Annotated in this window: 14 protein-coding genes; 4 read left to right on the top strand and 10 right to left on the bottom strand. The window is 65.6% G+C overall.

Annotated features, from left to right (window positions below; all coding sequences use genetic code 11):
• Nucleotides 1–71 precede the first annotated feature (71 nt).
• The gene (locus AC3ITN_RS06240; protein ID WP_489392385.1) at nucleotides 72–632 is read left to right on the top strand and encodes a hypothetical protein; all 561 of its coding nucleotides are present in this window, start codon (nucleotides 72–74) and stop codon (nucleotides 630–632) included.
• A 60-nt stretch (nucleotides 633–692) separates the two neighbouring features.
• On the opposite strand, the gene AC3ITN_RS06235 is transcribed toward AC3ITN_RS06240, so the two are convergent.
• The 4 genes from AC3ITN_RS06235 to AC3ITN_RS06220 all read right to left on the bottom strand — a co-directional run bounded on the left by AC3ITN_RS06235 (nucleotide 693) and on the right by AC3ITN_RS06220 (nucleotide 6,896).
• Nucleotides 693–2,789, bottom strand: coding sequence for a M13 family metallopeptidase (locus AC3ITN_RS06235; protein WP_489392384.1), 2,097 nt, complete (start codon nucleotides 2,787–2,789; stop codon nucleotides 693–695).
• A gap of 185 nt (nucleotides 2,790–2,974) precedes the next feature.
• The gene (gene gpmA / locus AC3ITN_RS06230; RefSeq protein ID WP_489392383.1) at nucleotides 2,975–3,724 is read right to left on the bottom strand and encodes a 2,3-diphosphoglycerate-dependent phosphoglycerate mutase; all 750 of its coding nucleotides are present in this window, start codon (nucleotides 3,722–3,724) and stop codon (nucleotides 2,975–2,977) included.
• A gap of 84 nt (nucleotides 3,725–3,808) precedes the next feature.
• Nucleotides 3,809–4,846 (bottom strand): cation diffusion facilitator family transporter, encoded by a 1,038-nt coding sequence (locus tag AC3ITN_RS06225; RefSeq protein ID WP_489392382.1) that lies wholly within the window; start codon nucleotides 4,844–4,846, stop codon nucleotides 3,809–3,811.
• Between the two features lie 100 nt (nucleotides 4,847–4,946).
• The gene (locus AC3ITN_RS06220) at nucleotides 4,947–6,896 is read right to left on the bottom strand and encodes a metallophosphoesterase family protein (RefSeq protein WP_489392381.1); all 1,950 of its coding nucleotides are present in this window, start codon (nucleotides 6,894–6,896) and stop codon (nucleotides 4,947–4,949) included.
• Nucleotides 6,897–7,211: 315 nt separating this feature from the next.
• On the opposite strand from AC3ITN_RS06220, the gene AC3ITN_RS06215 reads away from it, so the two are divergent.
• Nucleotides 7,212–8,339 (top strand): metallophosphoesterase, encoded by a 1,128-nt coding sequence (locus AC3ITN_RS06215; RefSeq protein WP_489392380.1) that lies wholly within the window; start codon nucleotides 7,212–7,214, stop codon nucleotides 8,337–8,339.
• 66 nt (nucleotides 8,340–8,405) lie between these two features.
• Here AC3ITN_RS06215 and AC3ITN_RS06210 read toward each other — a convergent pair whose 3' ends face one another.
• Together AC3ITN_RS06210 and AC3ITN_RS06205 are read right to left on the bottom strand one after the other, a co-directional pair.
• Nucleotides 8,406–9,530 (bottom strand): fatty acid desaturase family protein, encoded by a 1,125-nt coding sequence (locus tag AC3ITN_RS06210; RefSeq protein ID WP_313343713.1) that lies wholly within the window; start codon nucleotides 9,528–9,530, stop codon nucleotides 8,406–8,408.
• A 2-nt stretch (nucleotides 9,531–9,532) separates the two neighbouring features.
• On the bottom strand, nucleotides 9,533–10,609 hold the full coding sequence (locus AC3ITN_RS06205) for a ferredoxin reductase (protein ID WP_489392379.1): 1,077 nt from the start codon (nucleotides 10,607–10,609) through the stop codon (nucleotides 9,533–9,535).
• A gap of 93 nt (nucleotides 10,610–10,702) precedes the next feature.
• Here AC3ITN_RS06205 and fabR point away from each other — a divergent pair, with 93 nt between their 5' ends.
• Entirely contained in the window at nucleotides 10,703–11,368 is a 666-nt protein-coding gene (gene fabR, locus AC3ITN_RS06200; RefSeq protein WP_313343707.1) for an HTH-type transcriptional repressor FabR, read from the top strand.
• A 66-nt stretch (nucleotides 11,369–11,434) separates the two neighbouring features.
• Here fabR and AC3ITN_RS06195 read toward each other — a convergent pair whose 3' ends face one another.
• The 4 genes from AC3ITN_RS06195 to AC3ITN_RS06180 form a co-directional block, all read right to left on the bottom strand.
• Complete coding sequence (locus AC3ITN_RS06195; RefSeq protein WP_489392378.1) at nucleotides 11,435–11,794, bottom strand: glycine zipper 2TM domain-containing protein; 360 nt, start codon at nucleotides 11,792–11,794, stop codon at nucleotides 11,435–11,437.
• A 135-nt stretch (nucleotides 11,795–11,929) separates the two neighbouring features.
• Nucleotides 11,930–12,904, bottom strand: coding sequence for a DUF1684 domain-containing protein (locus tag AC3ITN_RS06190; RefSeq protein ID WP_489392377.1), 975 nt, complete (start codon nucleotides 12,902–12,904; stop codon nucleotides 11,930–11,932).
• Between the two features lie 5 nt (nucleotides 12,905–12,909).
• Nucleotides 12,910–15,951, bottom strand: coding sequence for a TonB-dependent receptor domain-containing protein (locus tag AC3ITN_RS06185; RefSeq protein WP_489392376.1), 3,042 nt, complete (start codon nucleotides 15,949–15,951; stop codon nucleotides 12,910–12,912).
• Nucleotides 15,932–17,125, bottom strand: a complete 1,194-nt coding sequence (locus AC3ITN_RS06180; protein ID WP_489392375.1) for an OsmC family protein — start codon at nucleotides 17,123–17,125, stop codon at nucleotides 15,932–15,934. The genes AC3ITN_RS06185 and AC3ITN_RS06180 overlap by 20 nt, the downstream gene beginning before the upstream one ends.
• A 476-nt stretch (nucleotides 17,126–17,601) precedes the next feature.
• On the opposite strand from AC3ITN_RS06180, the gene AC3ITN_RS06175 reads away from it, so the two are divergent.
• Nucleotides 17,602–18,006 carry a barstar family protein gene (locus AC3ITN_RS06175; protein WP_489392374.1) on the top strand — a complete coding sequence of 135 codons (405 nt, stop codon included), beginning with the start codon at nucleotides 17,602–17,604 and terminating at the stop codon, nucleotides 18,004–18,006.
• Nucleotides 18,007–18,237 lie beyond the last annotated feature (231 nt).

Raw genomic sequence — 18,237 nt, 5'->3', positions numbered from 1 at the left:
GCCGCCGCGCCAATCCCGGGATTCTAGTCGTCGGCCCCTGTGGCCGTCACCGCCTCCCAGGAGATTTACCCATGAAAGGACGTCTTTGCAATGCGGCCTCGTTCGGGCTGCTGCTGCTCAGCCTGACCCCCATCGCCCACGCCCGCCAGGACAGCACCCAGGCCGCACCCGCCTGCATGTCCCGCGCCGAGATCACCGCCGCCGTCACGCCTGCGGCGATGATGGCCGCCCTTCCCCGCTGCGTGCAGGAGGGTCGTACCCAGGACGCCATCGACCTGTACAACATCTCCGGGGTATTTGCCCACTTCGATCGCCAGCGCGTAGCCGACCAGTCCGCGCATGGCGCCTACCAGGCGATGAAGATGGCCGCTGGCAGTGCCATGGATGAAGAGACACTGGTCCGCTTCGACACCGCACTGAAAGCACAACTTGCGCCGGACAAAGCGCCGGCCTACGTCGCGGGCATCTGCACCGACGTCAAGCGCCTTGGTCCGCCGACGTACACGCCCACCTACATGCTGTCGCACGGCATGTCGAACTTCACCGGCACGGGTGGCGGGCTGGTGCCGGACTTCAAGCCGGCCGATGCGTGGAAGGCCACACTGACGCAGTACCTGAAATGTCCTGCCTGAGGTGGTAAAGAAAAGGCCCGGCAATTGCCGGGCCTTTTCAGTTCCATCGGTTGCGCTGACTTACCAGATCACCACGCGCTTGTCGTCGGCGCGCACCATTGCGTCGCCCGGCTTGCATTCGAACGCCTGCGCGAACGCGGGCATGTTCGACGGCGCGCCGTTGGCACGGAAGTTCGCCGGGGCATGCGGGTCGGTGTTCAGGCGCACGCGCAGCTCGCCATCGGTGAAGTTGCGGCGCCACACGGTGGCCCAGTTCATGAAGAAGCGCTGGTCCTGGCTGTGGCCATCCACCGGCAGGTTGAGCTTGGGATTCTCCTTCAGCGCCATCTGCAGCGCATCGTAGGCCACGGTCAGGCCGCCCAGGTCGCCGATGTTCTCGCCCAGGGTCAGCTTGCCCTTCACGTTCACGCCAGGCAGGGATTCATAGCCGTCGAACTGCGCTACCAGCTGATCGGTGCGGCCGGTGAAGGCCTTGCGGTCGCTGTCGGTCCACCAGTTGTCGAAGTTGCCATTGGCGGCGAACTGGCTGCCCGAGTCATCGTAGCCGTGCATCATCTCGTGACCGATCACCGCCCCGATGCCGCCGTAGTTCAGCGCCGGATCGGCCTTGGCGTCGAAGAACGGTGACTGCAGGATCGCCGCGGGGAACACGATCTCGTTCTTGGTGGCGTTGTAGTAGGCGTTGACGGTCTGCGGGGTCATGCCCCACTCGGTCTTGTCCACCGGCTTGCCGATCTTGTTCAACAGGTAGCGGTAGTTGAACGCGCGCGCGGCCTGCATGTTGCCCAGGTAGCTGTCGGCGTTGGTCTCAAAGCCCGACCAGTCGCGCCACTTGTCCGGGTAGCCGATCTTCGGGGTGAAGCTGGCCCACTTCTCCAGCGCCTTCCTGCGGGTGTCCTCACCCATCCATTCCAGCTTCTCCAGGCGCGCCTTCAGCGCCGCCGAGAGGTTCTCCACCAGGTGCTGCATCTGCACCTTGGATTCGGCCGGGAACACCGCGTCGACATACAGCTGCCCCAGGCCTTCGCCGATGGCGCCGTTGACCGATTCCAGCACGCGCTTCCAACGCGGCTGCATCTCCTTCTGGCCACGCAGGGTGGTGCCGTAGAAGTCGAAGTTGGCCTTCTCGAACGCGCTGCTCAGGTACGGGGCGGCGTCGTCGATGGTGTGGAAGCGCAGGTAAGCCTGCCAGGTCGAGGAGGGAACCTCGGTGAGCATCGTGTCCACTTCGCCGAAGAAGGCCGGCTGGGCCAGCGAGAACTTCTGCGTGGCCGGCACCTTCAGGGTGTCGAACAGCGCAGTCCAGCTGAAGTTCGGGGTCAGCTTGTCCGCTTCAGCGGCGCTGACCGGGTTGTAGCGCTTGGCCGGGTCACGCAGTTCGATGCGCGACAGCGAGGCCTTGGCCAGGCGGGTCTCGAAGTCCATCACCGCCTGCGCCTGGGTCTTGGCCTGCGCGGCATCCACGCCGGACAGCGTCAGCGCCTGCGCGATATAGGCCACGTAGGCCTCGCGGATCTTGGCCTGCGATGCGTCGAAGTAATAGCCCTTCTCGGGCAGGCCCAGGCCGCCCTGGCCGACGTAGGCGATGACGTTGGCCGAATCCTTGTAATCGGCATTGGCGGACAGCGAGAACAGCACGCCCTGGCCCTGTGCCTGGGTGTCGCGCAGGTACTGGGTGATGGCGGCGGTGTCGTTCAGCGCGGCGATCTTGTCCAGCTGCGGCTGCAGCGGTGCGATGCCGGCCGCTTCGATCTTGGCCTCATCCGAACCGGTCTTCCAGATATCGCCGATCTTGGCTTCCACGGAGCCGGGCTTGGCCTGGCTCGCGGCGGCCTGCTGGACCAGCGCGTGCTGCACTTCCAGCGAGCGCTCGCGCAGGATTTCGAAGCTGCCCCAGGTGGTCTGGTCGTTCGGCACCGGGTTGGCCTTCAGCCAGCTGCTGTTGACGTAGCCATTGAGGTCGGTACACGCGGCGATCGCCGGGTCCAGATCGGCGCTGTTGAGGGCGATCAGCGGGGTCTTGATCTGCGAGAGATCAAAGGCCGGCTTGGCCTCGGCGGTTGCGGCCGCCGGAGCGGTCTCGGTCTTGCCGCACGACGCCAGCGACGCGGCGATGGCGACGGTGAGGCCCAGCGGGGCCAGCTTGGACAACTTCATTCGACTCTCCGGCTACAGATGGATGCATCGCCCGGAATGCGGGCAATCTGCGAGCGTAGCGCGGGAGGGGGGCTGTTGGACCGGCCAAAGGTCACAGGCGCGCTCTGATCGCGCGCGGTGGGCCTGCGGCTGTTCGCCACTTCAGCAGCAGCCGGGCAGTGCCCGGCTCCACGGCAATCAGGCCGTTATTTTGCTTTGCCTTGGTTCGCCACGGCCTCAGCCGCCTTGCGCGCCGCTTCCGGGTCGCCCAGATAGCGGAACGACTTTACCGTCAGGTCGTCGTTGAGCTCGAACAACAACGGGATGCCGGTCGGAATGTTGAGCTCCAGGATGGCTTCCTGCGAAACGTTGTTGAGGTACTTGTACAGCGCGCGCAGCGAATTGCCGTGCGCGGTGACCAGCACCGTCTTGCCGTCCTTCAGCTGCGGCGCGATCGCATCGAACCAGTACGGCAGCACGCGCTCCAGCGTGGTCGCCAGCGATTCCGTGCCCGGCAACGCATTGCGGTCCAGCGTCGAATAGCGACGGTCGTGGATCGGGTGGCCCGGGTCGTCGCGGTCCATCGCCGGCGGCGGGATGTCATACGAACGGCGCCAGATCTTGACCTGGTCCTCGCCGTGCTTCGCAGCGGTCTCCGCCTTGTCCAAGCCCTGCAGGCCACCGTAATGACGCTCGTTCAGGCGCCAGCTCTTGCTCACCGGCAGCCAGTCCTGGTCCAGCTCGGCCAGCGCGCCCTGCAGCGTGTGGATGGCGCGCTTGAGCACCGACGTGTGCGCCACATCGAACTGCAGGCCTTCCTCACGCATCAGGCGGCCAGCGGCGGCGGCCTCGCGGCGGCCCTGTTCGGTCAGTTCCACGTCCACCCAGCCGGTGAAGCGGTTGTCCAGGTTCCACTGGCTCTGGCCGTGGCGCAACAGTACGAGTTTCCGGGTCACTGCGGTTTCTCCGAGAGGGCAAGGCAGACCCGCATTGTAGCGGCAACCCCGCCGGCCCTGCCCCGCCCGACCGCCGTTGCCGGTTCAGGGATGCGGATGACCGTGATGACCCTGCGCATCCGGCCCGCTGCGGCGCGGCTCGTGGACCCGCGCATGGGCATGACCATGCGCGGCATGGTCGTGGTCGTGGTCGTGGTCGTGGTCATGCTGCCCGTGCGAGGCCGACGCGCTGCCGTCAGCACAATCGTCGCCGCAATGCTCGGCTTCGATCTGCAGCGTCACATGGTCGATGTCAAAGTCCTCATGCAGGGCGCTGCCCAGCCGCCGACGCAGCCCGTCCGCATCCACCCCGTCAGCGATCACCACATGCGCGGTCAGCGCCGGTGTGCTGGAGGCCAGCGCCCACACGTGCAGGTCGTGCACATCGCGCACGCCTTCATGCGCACACAGCCGTGCACGCACTGCCTCCACCTGGATGCCCTTGGGCACGCCTTCCAGCAGCACGTTGATCGCCTCACGCATCAGCACCCACGTGCGCGGCAGCACCCACAGCCCGATCAGCACCGCCAGGATCGGGTCGATCACCTTCCAGCCGGTCCAGCGGATCAGCAACGCGCCGATGATCACCGCCACCGAACCCAGCATGTCCGCCCACACTTCCAGGTAGGCGCCCTTGACGTTGAGGCTCTCGCCACTGCCCGCACGCAGCAACCGCATCGAGATCAGATTGATCAGCAGCCCGAACGCGGCGATGACCAGCATGCCGGTGGAGGCGATTTCCTGCGGCTGGCGGAACCGTGCGACCGCCTCCCACAGAATGTAGCCGGCCACCACGAACAGCATGCCGCCATTGATCATCGCGCCCAGCGCTTCCAGCCGCGCGTACCCATAGGTGCGCCGCGCATCGGGCGGGCGCCGGCTCAACCGCACCGCGACCAGCGCGATCATCAGCGCCAGCGTGTCGGTAGCCATGTGCGCCGCATCGGACAGCAGCGCCAGACTGTTGGTCCAGAACGCACCGGCTACTTCCACCACCAGGAACAGGGTGGTGAGGCCCAGCGCCCACCACAACGGTTTCTCGTGGCGGATCTCGCTCGGCAGGTGATCGTGGTCGTGACCCATGGCGGCCCTCCTGTTCTGTGCGCGCAGGGTAGGCCGACGACGGGGCGGATGCTATTACATCCGCCCCGGGGTCAAAGGGTGAGGCGAACCACCCCGGCAGTCATGGCTTCGCCGCATCCGGCGTCTGAGTATCGGGGGCAGCGCTCATTCCGTCTGGACCGTCTTTGCCCCAGTCGTATCGACCTATCGTCATGCTCGAAACCCACCCATCGATGTTGCCATTGATGTTGAAGGCCTCGTAGCTTCCATCCGGTTCTTTCCAGTTGTCAGTGTTGAACGTCGCAACGACATTCTGCGAGAAATCCTTCATCGCGGTAATGCAACTGTAGCCCTGGTTGGTTTTCTGGTCCCAGTTACCGTACAGGCACACCGAGTCGCCGAGGCGTGCATTTCTAATAAGCGCAGACCTGGCCTCGTCATTGGGGCAGTTCTTCCCCACACCTTCCCGCATGTTGAACCTGGCTTCGGGGCCGAGAGGCAAAGTGCACAACGCCTTCTGGGTTGCATTGTTTCCCTCGAACAAGGTGATGGTTCCCCCGGAGAACCGATTGGCATCACTGACTGCGATGCTGGAGATCTTTCCGTCAAGCGCGCCTTCCCCGTAGCGCTGTATTTTCCAATTGGATTCTTCCAACTTCCGCTCAAAGGACCCAACGATCACCGGCGTGGTGATGTCCTGCGTCACCTCGATTACTGCGAAGGCCTGGTCGGGCTTCTGGTCCCAGTTTCCGAAAAGTTCGATCCGCGTTCCCTTCTTCGCCTTGAGAATCCGCAGAGACCTCGCCTCATCGTTTGGACAGCCGTAGGTGCCGCCCATGTTGAATGCCGGGTAGCCGGCAAGCGGAACCTCACACTGGAAGTCCTGGGTTGCATTATTGCCTTCGTACAGAACCATTGCCGCGTCCGCGAAGTCGGGCTCGGGAAGCGTGACGCCATTCAGCAGCGGAATTTCATCAACCAGCTCCTTCCGTGCATGGCCTTGGCCAGGCGCCACCTTGTAGACGCGCACCTTTTTCTGGCCGTGATCCAGCTGGACCATGAGATAGCTCTGGTCCAACAGGGCGCCCGTCTGATACACCGGCACCTGGCCGTAGTACTCATCGCGCTGCGCCCTGCCAAGCTCCCCATGGACGTGGCCGGCGAAGACCGCCGTGACACCATATGACGTGACAAGCCGCTGGAAACGCGCAACATCGCCGGCTGGCCACTGATTGCGCCGATGCATATTGAGGAAGATGATGTGATTCCTTGACCGTGCATCGCGCAAGGCGCCCTCCAGCCAGCGAAGCGACGTGGTGACATTGAACTTCACCTTGTCATTGATCGCAAAACCGCCCGTTTCGAAATACGTGGTGTACATGGGCGAATCATGCAGCTCGATGAATGTCAGGCCATATACATCCACGGAGTATGCATAGCTGCCGCGATGTTCTGGCTTGTCATCGCTGGTCGCCGCGTAGTAATCCCAGTACCTGGGTCCAATCTCGCGGGTCCATTGCAGGACGTCACAGATGCTGTCCCGCGCGCACCCGTTGTTGGTACAGTCGTTCACGTTGTTGCTGTAGTCGTGATTGCCCAGTCCCGGGAAGAACAGCGGTCCCCCCGGCCCACCTGGTGATCCGGCCAGTCGATGGAACAGATGTTGCATCGTGTCACGCTGGCCTCCATGCCCGAAATCGGTAAGGTCGCCATTGATGACCACGGGCACGTAATGCGCCGCCTGCTTTACAGAATCGCGAAAGCGTCCAATGTCGGCCAGCACGGCGGACAGCGCCGCGTGGGCTTTGGCGGGCTCCTGATCGGTTTCCGTACCGTCATCGTTGCGACTTCGCGGGAATTGCGAATCCGAGGCAACAACCACCCACGACGGCGTCCTGCCGTTCCAGCCAGGAGCTATATACGACGCATATGACTGGGTACGGGTGGCATCGCAACCATACAGGGTGTTACGCGGTGTCAGCGGCCCCGAATCATCTCCGTCCCGCCAGGTCGAACATCCACACGACAGACCACACAGCAGCAGGCACATCAACTCGCGCGCGAATCGCATCGGGGCATCTCCGGTCAATCCCCAGGCGCACGCGACGGCTGACACAGCCCGCAGGCAGCACCCCGGTACTACCCCCGATTTGAACGGCAGCGTGCTCCCGCCGTAGTGATGGACCCGTCAAGGTCGTCCCCACCCCGGGTCACAGCGGTGAGCACAGCGAATCCCTCCATCAACCTGCGGGCGTGCCCAGCGCGGCCGGCAATGCCACATTCCGCATCATGGGCTGACCAATGGCGCATACCCGCGGGGACTGACGGCGGGTAGGATCAAATGGGCGGCATCTGGCCGCCTGCCCCGTTCCGCTAGACCATTCCGATGCCGCTTCGTCTCCGTTCCGCCGCCGTCCGCCTGATCCTGGCAGGGCTTGTCCTGCTTCCCCTGCTTGCCGCTGCCCGCGAGGTTCCGGCACCGGCCGAACACGTCGACGCCGATGGCCCCTATGTGTTCATGACCCCCAAGGGCCACCAGGCGCAGTGGATCTGCAATGACCATGTGGTGGAACGCGACCTGCCTGCGCGCGGCGACAGCACCGTGGTGCTGCCCGAGTGCGGCTACCCGCATCCGCTGACGGTGACCGCGCCGCAGCAGGCCGCAGTCGCACGCTACCCGGCCACGCCACGCATCGTGGCGCTGTCGGACATCCACGGCCAGTACGGCCTGCTGGTCACACTGCTGCGCGCCCACCACGTCATCGACAGCGAGGACCGCTGGTCCCTGGGCGATGCCACCCTGGTGGTGGCCGGCGATGTGTTCGATCGTGGCCCGCAGGTGACCGAGGCATTCTGGCTGCTGTACAGCCTGCAGCAGCAGGCCACGGCGGCCGGCGGCGCGGTGCACTTCGTGCTCGGCAACCACGAGACGATGGTGCTCTACGACGACCTGCGTTACGTCAACCCAAAGTACCTCAAGAGCGCGCAGCTGCTCGGCCGCAGCTACCCGGCGCTGTATGGCGCCGATTCGGTGGTTGGCCAGTGGCTGCGCACGCGCCCGGTGCTGCTGCAGATCGGCGACACGCTGTTCCTGCACGGGGGCATCGCGCCGGAAAACCTGGACATGGTGCGTGGCCTGGAGGCCACCAACAGTCTCTACCAGGCATCGCTCGGACTGCCCAAGGACCAGGTCAAGGCCGCGCCGGACACCGCGCGTCTGTTCGACGGCAAAACCAGCCCGATCTGGTTCCGCGGCTACTTCGACGGCCGCATGGACACCGCCCAGATCGATGCGCTGCTCAAGCAGCTGGCGCTGAAGCGCATCGTGGTCGGCCATACCTCGATGCCGCATGTGAGCCGCTTCCATGGCGACCGCATCATCGCCATCGACAGCAGCATCAAGGACGGCGAGAACGGCGAACTGCTGTTCATCGAAGACGGTGCGCTCAGCCGCGGCCTGCTCGATGGTTCGAGAGTGCCGCTGGCCGAAGGCCAGATGGGCGAAGGCGACTGAAGTACAGCCGACGCAAGGGGTGCCCCGCTACCGCCGGCACGGCGTTCGGCCGCGCAGGGCGTGGTTCTACGCCTGCTGTTCGGCGGTGACCAATGCCGCCCGCACCCGTGCCGGGCGGCTCGGGAACGCATGGCGCACGATCCGCCACATCACCTGGCCGAACTGCTTCGGCAGCGAGCCGGTGTTGTAGTGCTGGCCGTAGCGCGCGCAGATCGCCTTCACTTCCACGGCGATGGCCGCGTAGCGGTTGGCCGGCACGTCAGGGAAGAAATGATGCTCGATCTGGTGGCTGAGGTTGCCGGTCATCAGGTTCAGCACCTTGCCGCCGGCGATGTTCGACGAGCCGCGCAGCTGGCGCAGGTACCAGTGGCCGCGGGTCTCATCGCGCACGCAGTCCTTGGGGAAGGTCTCCGCGTCGGCGGTGAAGTGGCCGCAGAAGATCACCACGTAGGTCCACACGTTGCGGATCACGTTGGCAACCACGTTGCCCAGCAGCACCGGCAGGAAGAACGGGCCGGCCAGCGCCGGGAACAGCACGTAGTCCTTGAGCACCTGCGTGCCCATCTTGCGGCCCACCGGACGCGCCTGCGCCAGCAGCTGCCGCAGGGTGATCTTGCCCGCGAACAGGCGGCCGACGCGCAGGTCCTGGATCGCAATGCCCCATTCGAACAGCAGCGCGAACACCACCGCCACCACCGGCTGCATCAGGTAGAACGGGCGCCAGCGCTGCTCGGGGAAGATGCGCAGCAGGCCGTAGCCGATGTCGTCGTCCAGCCCGCGCACGTTGGTATAGGTGTGATGGCGGAAGTTGTGGGTCTTGCGCCAGTTGTCCGAGGTCCCGGCGATGTCCCATTCGTAGGTGCTGCCCTGCAGCTGCGGGTCGCCCATCCAGTCGTACTGGCCGTGGATGACGTTGTGCGCCAGCTCCATGTTCTCCAGGATCTTGGACAGCGCCAGCAGCGCCACGCCGGCGATCCACGCGGGAATGAGCACGCTGTGCACGAAGGCACCCAGGAACAGCAGCGCGCGGCCGGCCACGCCGGTCCAGCGCACGCCGGCCACGACGCGGCGGATGTACCGCGCATCGTCCGTGCCCAGCGTTTCCAGCTGGCGCGCACGCAAGGCGTCGAGTTCATTGCCGAACGAGGCGAGTTCGGTGGCGGACAACACGCGGTTCTGCACGGAAGACATGCTCAGAGCTCCAGAATCAGGTCGGTGCTGGCGCTGTTCACGCACAGCTTCACTTGCGTGGCCGGTTCGGCCGCGTACTCGCCGGTCAAGGTGTGGCGGGTCACGCCACTGGCCTTGCCGCACACGCAGGTATTGCAGATGCCCATCCGGCACCCGCTGGCCGGGCGCAGGCCTTCGGCCTCCAGCGCCTGCAGCAGCGAGGTACCACGGGGAAGTTCCAGGGTGCGGCCACTGCGGCGCAGCTCCACCCGGACCGTACCGGTCTCGGCATCGGGCAGCACCGGTGGCGTGAAGGCTTCGAACTGCAGCGCGGCCACCTGCCCGTCCAGCCGTGCGCGCGCCGCGTCCACGAACCCACCGGGACCGCAGGCCATCACCTGCGCATCGGCCAGCGCGCCCAGCGCACGGAAGTCGTAGCCATCCACCCGCGCGGCCGGTGCAACCGGATCACGGGTCAGGGCCAGATGCAGCGTGAAGCCTGGATGGCGCGCGGCGATGGCGCTGAATTCCTCGGCGAAACACAGCGCGTCACGCTGCTGCGCCCAGTACACCAGATCGACCCGCGCCGGCATGCCCGCCTGGTCCAGCTGGCGCAGCAGGGCACGCATCGGGGTGATGCCGCTGCCGGCGGCCAGCAACAGCAGGCGCGCGGGCAGCGTGGCCGGCAGGGTCATCTCGCCAAACGCCTGGCCCAGCTCGACCACCACGCCCAGCGGCGCCTGCTGCGCGAGGTACTGGCTGACCTTGCCGCCGTGTACGGCCTTGATCGTGATCGCCAGGGAGCCATCGTCCAGCAGCGTCGGGCTGTAGCTGCGGGTGAGGCGGCGGCCATCCACTTCCACGCCCAGATTGACGTGCTGGCCTGCCGCCACGCCGCGGAAATGACGGTTCGGGCGCAGCACCAGGGTCACCGCGTCGGCGCTGGCGGCATGGCGCGACACCAGCGTTGCGCGGGGGCGCCGCAGGGTCCACAGCGGATGCACGTGGCCGGCCCAGAAATCGAACAGTTCCTCGGACACCCACTGGCGGGGCGAGAGGGCGGAACGGCGGGCGGCGGCAGGACGAGGGAGTGCGCTCATGACCCCACTATACGGCCGAGCATACAGCTGTGTATACAGTTGTATATTGCCGTTACCGGCTATGATTCAGGGACTTGACCGTCTGGCTCCTGGATGACTCCGCCCGATCTGCCCCTGACTGCCCACGACGACGCCCTTCCGGCCCGCAAAGCCTCCATTTCCCGCGAGGATCTGCTGGCGGCGGCCCTGACGCTCATCGGACCGCACCGCAGCGTGTCGACGCTCAGCCTGCGCGAGGTCGCGCGCGAAGCCGGCATCGCCCCGAATTCGTTCTATCGCCAATTCCGCGACATGGACGAGCTGACCGTGGCCCTCATCGACCTGGCCGGCCGTTCGCTGCGCACCATCATCGGTGAATCGCGGCAGCGCGCGGCATCGTCCGACCGGAGTGTCATTCGCCTCTCGGTGGAAACGTTTTTCGAGCAGCTGCGCGCCGATGACCGGCTGCTGCACGTGCTGCTGCGCGAAGGCAGTGCCGGGTCGGACGCCTTCAAACAGGCCGTCGAGCGCGAACTGAACTATTTCGAAGAAGAGCTTTGTGTGGACCTGATCCGCCTGGCCCATGCAGACAATGGCGCCGTGCTGCATGAGCCGCACCTGGTGGCCAAGGCAATCACCCGGTTGGTGTTCGCCATGGGCGGCACCGCGCTGGACCAGCCACCGGATCGCGATCCGGAAATGATCGAGCAGACCGCGCAGATGCTGCGCATGATCATCACCGGCGCGCGGACGATTGCGGGCTACCCGCCGACGCGCTGACGAAAAAAGGGCTGGCCCACTGGCCAGCCCTTCCGTATCACTTACCGCGCATTCAATGCGTTCGCATCAGCGTCGATAGCACTGACGCTCGACCACGCGGTCGCCGTTCTTGTTCTGCGAGTTGCCCTGGATCTGACGACCGGCCGCGCCGCCGGCCACCGCGCCCGCCACGGTGGCGATCTTCTTGCCGCTGCCGCCGCCGACCTGGTTGCCCAGCAGGCCACCCACCACCGCACCGGTGGCAGTACCCGCAATGCGGTTCGGGTCCTTGCTGTTGCGCTGCACTTCGACGTTTTTGCAGACCACCTTGGTGCCGTCATTGAAGCGGCGCCCTTCGTCCTTCGGCCCGTAGGTCTGGGCGCTGGCGCTGAACACCGATGCCATCAGGGCAGCTGCACACAGCACGTTTCGGGTAGAGAGATTCATGGTTGGCTCCTCGCTTCATGGCGTGGGGCAAGTGTCTGCGCCCACCATGGAAACTCCCGTGAAAACGCGTCGATGCCGCGTCAACGCCGGAGGACCTGTTCAGCCGGGAGCCATTGGCGCGATCCTCCACGCCGGTCAGTGGTTGGCCGCCGCGTACTTCTTCTCGCCGGCCAGCACCGCCAGCCGCGTGCGTTGACCGTTGCCGTCCTGCTGGACCAGGCGGTTCTCCGGCGGCGGCAGCGGGCAGGTGGCGAAGTCCGTGTACGCGCAGGGCGGGTTGTAGGCGCGGTTGAAGTCCAGACTGACCGTACCGTCCGCCGCGACCGGATCGGTGTGCAGATAGCGTCCTACCCCATAGGTCAGCCTCCCGGTGCTCTGGTCCTGGAACATCAGGTTCAATCCCTTCGCCGGGTCGCCCAGGGCTTCCAACCGCCACTGGCGGCCGTCTTTCTCGAACAGCACGTAGCCGGGATTGGGATTGTCAGCGACCTCGCCAAGCACGTTGACGATGGGAAGCGTCCTCCCGGCCGGGTGCGGAACGAACCGCGCCTGCACGCGCCAGGCTTCATCGGCCGGGAAGAAATCCAGGCCTGCGAAGTCCCGCCGTGCCGGCGCGTCCGCGTGGCGCACGCGCAGGGCAAGGCGCTGACCGCGCTTGATCGCGGTGATCTGGCCCTTGCCTTCGTCATAGGCCAGCTTGGTTCCACCGCCTGCCCCCTCTGGATCCAGGCGGACTTCGCCCTGTACCGGCTTGCCGTCAACCGTAATGGGTACGCCCTCGGCGACCTGGAAGTACAGGCCATCGGCGCGCTGCTCCGCCTCGCCCAGTCGATCCGGCGCGATGGACAGGCGGATCGCATTGTCCGCGCCCCCACCCACGCTGCGCTTGCCTGCTTCGATCCAGTGCAGCCCGATCAGGCTGGTCCAGCCATCCGGCTTGCTCAGGTCCGCGCTGCGTTGACGTACCCACTGCGTGTGTTGGTCCTGGAACTCCAGCGCCGCGGCTGCGGCCGCGGATGCGGATGGCACCCCTGTGGCCCGATCCTGCGGGCTGCAGGCGGCCGCAACCAGAGTGACCAGGCACAGCGAGACAACTGCGTGCGTCTTCATGGTGTTCACCAGTTCTTGGAAATGCCGAGATGGAGGTAGCGCCCGTAGGATTCGTGCAGCGCACTCAGGTAGCTGCCGGTGGCGTTGAGCGGCGGCGCTTTGTCGAACAGGTTGCGGGCGCCCACTTCCACCGCGGTTCCGCTGAGCCGACCGCGGTTGAATTCCTTCTTCACCGACAGCGCCCAGCGCTGCGTGGAGCCGACCACGAACGGCGTGCGGTCGGCGTAGGCGCCGGCGGTCACGCTGTCGATGTAGTCATCGCGCAGCCGCACCGTCCAGTCCTGCAGGTTCCAGATCAAGGTCGCGCTGGCCCGCCATTCCGGCTTCGCGCCGTTGATGCCCACCTCGTTGGCCGCCCCCAGGTCGGGCACGAGGATGTTCAGCTGCCCGCTGGCGATGGCCGCAGCCACCTGCTGAATCTCGGCCGGTTTCTGCTGGGTGTACTCCTTGAGCTGGCTGGCACTGATCAGCAACGAGAACGTGCCCCACGCCATGTCCGGCAGGCGCCAGGCGACGTTGTAGTCCACGCCCGACGCGGTGAGCGGCCGGCGATTCTGGTAACGGTTGTAGACGTGCGTCACCACGCCTGCCGGTGCCAGGCCGGAGCCTTCAAACTGCGCGATATCCTCCGCCGTCACCGCCGCGCGCACCACGTTCGGGTTGCTGCTGCCTTCCACCACGCGCAGGTAGGCGTCATACAGCAGTTCCTCGCCCATGGTGCTGATGGGGTTCTCCACCTGCACGCGCCACGCATCCACGCTCAGGCTGATCGCCCCCAGCCCCCCGGGCAGGAACTGCGGCTCGAACACCACGCCCCACGACGATTGCCGGGTGGTTTCCGGTTTGACGTCGTCGCCGTACGAGGTCACGGCGCTCACCGACGGTTTCACCGACGAACCGCTGCTGAAGGCATTCAAGCAGGCGCTGTAATCCGGCTGCGCGCCCTTGGTGACCAATGCATGGCAGCGGACCGCGTCGTTGTTGAAGCCAAAGCCATAGGTCGGGGGTGAGTTCACCAGCTCCAGTCCCGGTGCACGGAAGCCGCCACTCACCGAGCCGCGCAGCAGCAGGCTGTCCACCACCTTCCAGGCCGCCGCCAGTTTCGGCTTGCCGACTTTGCCGGCATCGCTGTAATCCTCCCAGCGGCCGGCAATCTGCAGGTCCAGCGACTGCACCAGCGGGATGCCCTGTGCCGGAGACACCAGCGGCAAGGCGAATTCAATCAACGCCGATGTGACGTTGCGGCTGCCGTGCACATCCGGCCGCGGGCTGTGGGTGAAGAAGTTGCTGGCCGCGACCGTGCCGGTATACCAGTCGGTATAGGGGTTGCTGCCATCGATGTTCTCGTCGCGGTCGTCCCGGCGGCTTTCATAGCGGTATTCCACCCCCGCCGCCATGCCGATGTCGCCGGCATACCAGGTCAGCAGGTCGGAGCGGTTCACCTTGAAGTCCCACAGCGCCAGTTCCGTGGTGCCTTCGCGGGTCGCCTCGCCGATGAATGACGCTGTGTCATAGGGCGTGGCATCGCCGACCCGGATGCTGGCGGGGTCGCCGCCACTGAATGGATTGTAGGCACTGGCATCGGTGCGGTTCACCGCTTCGATGAAGGCATCGGTCAGCCCGCCCTGCTGGGTGTCGGTGCTGCGCGCGCGCGAATACAGCAACGCCGTTTCCCAGTTCCAGCCCCCCTCGGTCCAGCCGCGTACGCCCAGCAGGACCCGCGACTGGTCGTTGTCCACCTTCACCCGGCGGATGCCCGAATCGGCGAACTGGTAGTTGAGCAGCCGGATCGCATCGGCACCGCGCAGCGCTTGCGGAACCCAGTACGCGTCCGGGCGGATATGCAGCAGGAAACCGTCGCCACCGAAACCCGATTCGCTGCTCACCCAGGACTCGGAGGTGGCGCGGTAATAGCCCAGCTCACCGAACAGCTGCACGCTGTCGTTGACGTCGAAGCGGCCGCTGGCAAACACATTGCCCTTGCGGATGGCCGGTGACGAGGTGATCCCCGGCTCGGCCGCCGAATCGTAGTGATAGCGCGTGGGCACCGTGCCGGAGGTCAACGCACCGGTGGTGGGATTGACGTACCAGCTGCCCGTGCGGCGGCCGCCGGTATAGGTATCGAAATGCCCCCACGGCGTTCGCGTGCTGAAGCCGGTGGTCCCGTTCGGGTCCGGCACACTGGTGCCATCACCCAACGGACGGCGACCATCGGTGGCGGTGAACCAGGCATCCGAATTGAGCTGCGCGCTCCGTCTGGAGAATCCGTAGAGCACCGAGACGTTGCCGCGCCCCTCGCTGAAGTCGCTGCCGAAGTACCCATCCAGCGATACCTCTTCGCGATGGCCATCCGTTACTTCGCCGTAGTTGAGCCGGATGCCGCCGCCATCCTGGAGGTTGCTCGGCATCACAAGATCGACCACGCCCGCGACTGCATCTGAGCCATAGATGGAGGCGGCACCGTCCAGCAGCAGGTTGACGCGCTCCAGGCCGAAGACCGGGATGGCATTCGCGTTGTAGGTCGTGTCGTCGCCGCTGTTGCTGATCGGATGCTGCACGGTGCGGCGGCCATTGACCAGCAGCAGCGTGTACTTCGAGCCCAGGTTGCGCAGGTTGATGGACCCCACATCACCACGCGCCACGTTGGAATTCCGGCCGGCGTTGGTCGTGCCCTTCTCGGTGACGGCAACATCGCCAAACTGCGGCAGGCTGCGGAACAGCTCGTTGCCGTTGGTGGCAAGGGTGGCATCGATCTGCTCGCGGTCCACCGCGACCACCGGCAGTGCCGCCTGCGCGCCGCCACCGGCGATCTGCGAGCCGAGCACGGAGACCTTGTCCAGCGTCCGTGCGCTGGAACCCTGCGCCCGCGAGGCCGCGTCGTCGGTATCCTCCGCCGCCTCGGCGGCTTCTGCCTCCTCTGCGGTTTCCGCAGCCGCCACTGCCGGGGCAAGCAGCGTGCACAGGGCGAGGGCCAGATGACTGCGCCGCCAACGATTGGCGTACTGGGCGGGGCGAACAGGCAGGCGCTTACTGCGCGGCGTCTGCATATGCCCCCCGCACGATGCTGCCTTCCAGCTTCTGCTCGTCCTTGACAAGGTTGTACAGCGGGCACGTGGCCTCGACGGACTGGCGCAGCGCGTCGATCTCCTGCTCCGAGGCGGGTGACTCGATCCGCACCTTGTAACGGATGCCGCTGTACCTGGCGGGTGACCGGACATTGCTGCCGAAGCGCGGGCTGACCTGGCCATCGACGGTCAGCTCCAGCGAATCCAGCAGCACGTTCCGCGATGCTGCCTGCACCTCGAAGATGTGGGTCAGGCAGGTGCCGGTCACGCCGAGCAGGTGCTCTTCCACCGTCGGGGCCAGCCCATAGCCCAGCAGACCAGGCGCGCTGTCATGCAGTTGCTGGTGGTAGCCATCCTTGCCCAGGAACACGCGACGCAGACCGGTGCGCGGCTCGACGTGGGCGCGGGCGACCAGGGTTTCCGGCGCGGCCGGTTTTTCCTTGCCCGCGGCCGGCTTCACCTGTCTGGCAAGCACTGCCGGGCGCTTTTCTTCGGTGATGAAGTCGCGCAGGCCTGGCGGCAATTTTGGGTCGCGTACCGATGCACTGTGGATGTACTCCACGTCGGCGTGGCTGACCTGTTGGGGTCGAGTGACCAGATCAATGGCCGAGGAATTCTCGTGCACGGCGCGCTTGAGCGCCTGGAGCTGCGCGTCGGTGGCCGGCGAATCGATGTAGGCCACGTAGGAAAGATTGTTCGGATACGCAAGGCTCTCGCTCTTGCGCTCGGGAATGCTGGTGAACACCACGTCCAGGCCATCCAGCGGCACATTCTGCACAGCCGCCTGCACGATGTACTCGTCGGCCACCGCGCTGGCCAGCGTACCGACCAGCGAATCCCACGAGCCGGCGCCGAGGTTGTAACCGGCGTAGTTGCGGCCGCTGTCGCTGATGTACTGGAACTCGCCAGTCGGCCCGATGCGCAGACGGCGCACGCCCGAGCGGCTTTCGGCGGTGACTTTCCCGTGAATTGCGGTAGGCGCACCGGCTTTCGCAGACTGTTCCTGGATCGCCGCACGCTTGGCGGCCAGGTAAGTGCGCAGCGGCGACGCCGCCTCCTCCGCCGAGAAGGCGAGCGGAGCGGCCAGCAGGAGCAAGGCAGACAATGCAGTGGCGCCGACAAGCTTGCGCGACGGCGTGGAGCGGGCGGTGGACATGAGCGGGCGGCCTCCGAGGGGATCGTGAACAGAAGCCCACTCTTCCACGTCGCTTCGCCGCATTTAAATAACGGTTGGCAATTCCGATATGCAGGGCCCGTCAGGCCTCGCGAGTTGGAGACTGTCGGCATGCACGGTCTTGAAGCGACAGATGGCCTCGACGTGCACTCTCGCTTCGGGCGACATCCACCCGAGCACCTCTACCATGTTGACGCCGTGCCCGGTGAGAACGTTGAACATGTAGCTACCTTTCTTTATAGTGCCGGCACACACCCCGGGCCGGCTCCTCTCCTCACACGCTTTACGTGAGTGAAGGGTTCCGGGGTTTTTTTTGCCTGTTTTTTGAGTCTACGAGTCGGTAGCACGGCGTTGGCGGCGCATGCGCGGTCCTGAAAATTTGCTCAAGTTGCGACGTCTGCAGTGAACGGTCAGCACTGCTAGAGTCGTGGTGACCGGGCGCAGATGGACAACACGGAATGAAGACCACGGATCCGCTCGTGCTGGTGCTGCGAGGCAGCACAGTCATCGACATCGCCAGTTTTTACGGCGAGGTCAACCGGGTCTTCATGGCCGACGAGGAGTGGCAGCTCGGGCACAGCCTGGATGCGCTGGATGACATGTTGTACGGCGGCTATGGCGTACTGGCCGGACACGCAGGCGCCACGTTGATCTGGGAGGACATCGAGCACACCTCCAGCGTGCTCGGCGTGGATGCCACCCGCGCATGGCTGCAGGCGAAGCTGGACGGAAACGGTACGTTCAACAAGGGGGTCATCGCTACTCAATTGCAAGCGCTTGACGCCGGCGAAGGCCAGACCTACTTCCAGATCGTCATGGATATCTTCGCGGCGCACCCTCAGCTCACGCTGGTGCGTGGCTGACTTCGCTATAGTGGCACCGCACACCCGGATCAGCTCCCCTCCTCACACGCACTACGTGAGTGACGGGCCCCGGGTTTTTTTTCGCCTGCGAACCGAGGTTCCGGCGGCACGGCCTGCTTGCCCTCGCCTCTAACGCGCGCCCCCGCTTCGCCGGCTCCACTACAATGGCGCACCCGGCCGTCACGGCCCGCCCGACCCGATGGACCCCGCGTGACCCAGAAGCCCGCCGAA

This window comes from Stenotrophomonas sp. KH_036_B (genome assembly GCF_057839485.1).
Note: the sequence above shows the minus strand (reverse complement) of the source record. Positions and strands in the feature narration are given on the sequence as shown.

Excerpts from the sequence above, each read along its gene's own strand:
- AC3ITN_RS06240 (WP_489392385.1), top strand. The coding sequence starts at position 72 with ATGAAAGGACGTCTTTGCAATGCGGCCTCGTTCGGGCTGCTGCTGCTC.
- AC3ITN_RS06235 (WP_489392384.1), bottom strand. The coding sequence starts at position 2,789 with ATGAAGTTGTCCAAGCTGGCCCCGCTGGGCCTCACCGTCGCCATCGCC.
- AC3ITN_RS06225 (WP_489392382.1), bottom strand. The coding sequence starts at position 4,846 with ATGGGTCACGACCACGATCACCTGCCGAGCGAGATCCGCCACGAGAAA.
- AC3ITN_RS06220 (WP_489392381.1), bottom strand. The coding sequence starts at position 6,896 with ATGCGATTCGCGCGCGAGTTGATGTGCCTGCTGCTGTGTGGTCTGTCG.
- AC3ITN_RS06215 (WP_489392380.1), top strand. The coding sequence starts at position 7,212 with ATGCCGCTTCGTCTCCGTTCCGCCGCCGTCCGCCTGATCCTGGCAGGG.
- AC3ITN_RS06210 (WP_313343713.1), bottom strand. The coding sequence starts at position 9,530 with ATGTCTTCCGTGCAGAACCGCGTGTTGTCCGCCACCGAACTCGCCTCG.
- AC3ITN_RS06205 (WP_489392379.1), bottom strand. The coding sequence starts at position 10,609 with ATGAGCGCACTCCCTCGTCCTGCCGCCGCCCGCCGTTCCGCCCTCTCG.
- fabR (WP_313343707.1), top strand. The coding sequence starts at position 10,703 with ATGACTCCGCCCGATCTGCCCCTGACTGCCCACGACGACGCCCTTCCG.
- AC3ITN_RS06195 (WP_489392378.1), bottom strand. The coding sequence starts at position 11,794 with ATGAATCTCTCTACCCGAAACGTGCTGTGTGCAGCTGCCCTGATGGCA.
- AC3ITN_RS06190 (WP_489392377.1), bottom strand. The coding sequence starts at position 12,904 with ATGAAGACGCACGCAGTTGTCTCGCTGTGCCTGGTCACTCTGGTTGCG.
- AC3ITN_RS06185 (WP_489392376.1), bottom strand. The coding sequence starts at position 15,951 with ATGCAGACGCCGCGCAGTAAGCGCCTGCCTGTTCGCCCCGCCCAGTAC.
- AC3ITN_RS06180 (WP_489392375.1), bottom strand. The coding sequence starts at position 17,125 with ATGTCCACCGCCCGCTCCACGCCGTCGCGCAAGCTTGTCGGCGCCACT.
- AC3ITN_RS06175 (WP_489392374.1), top strand. The coding sequence starts at position 17,602 with ATGAAGACCACGGATCCGCTCGTGCTGGTGCTGCGAGGCAGCACAGTC.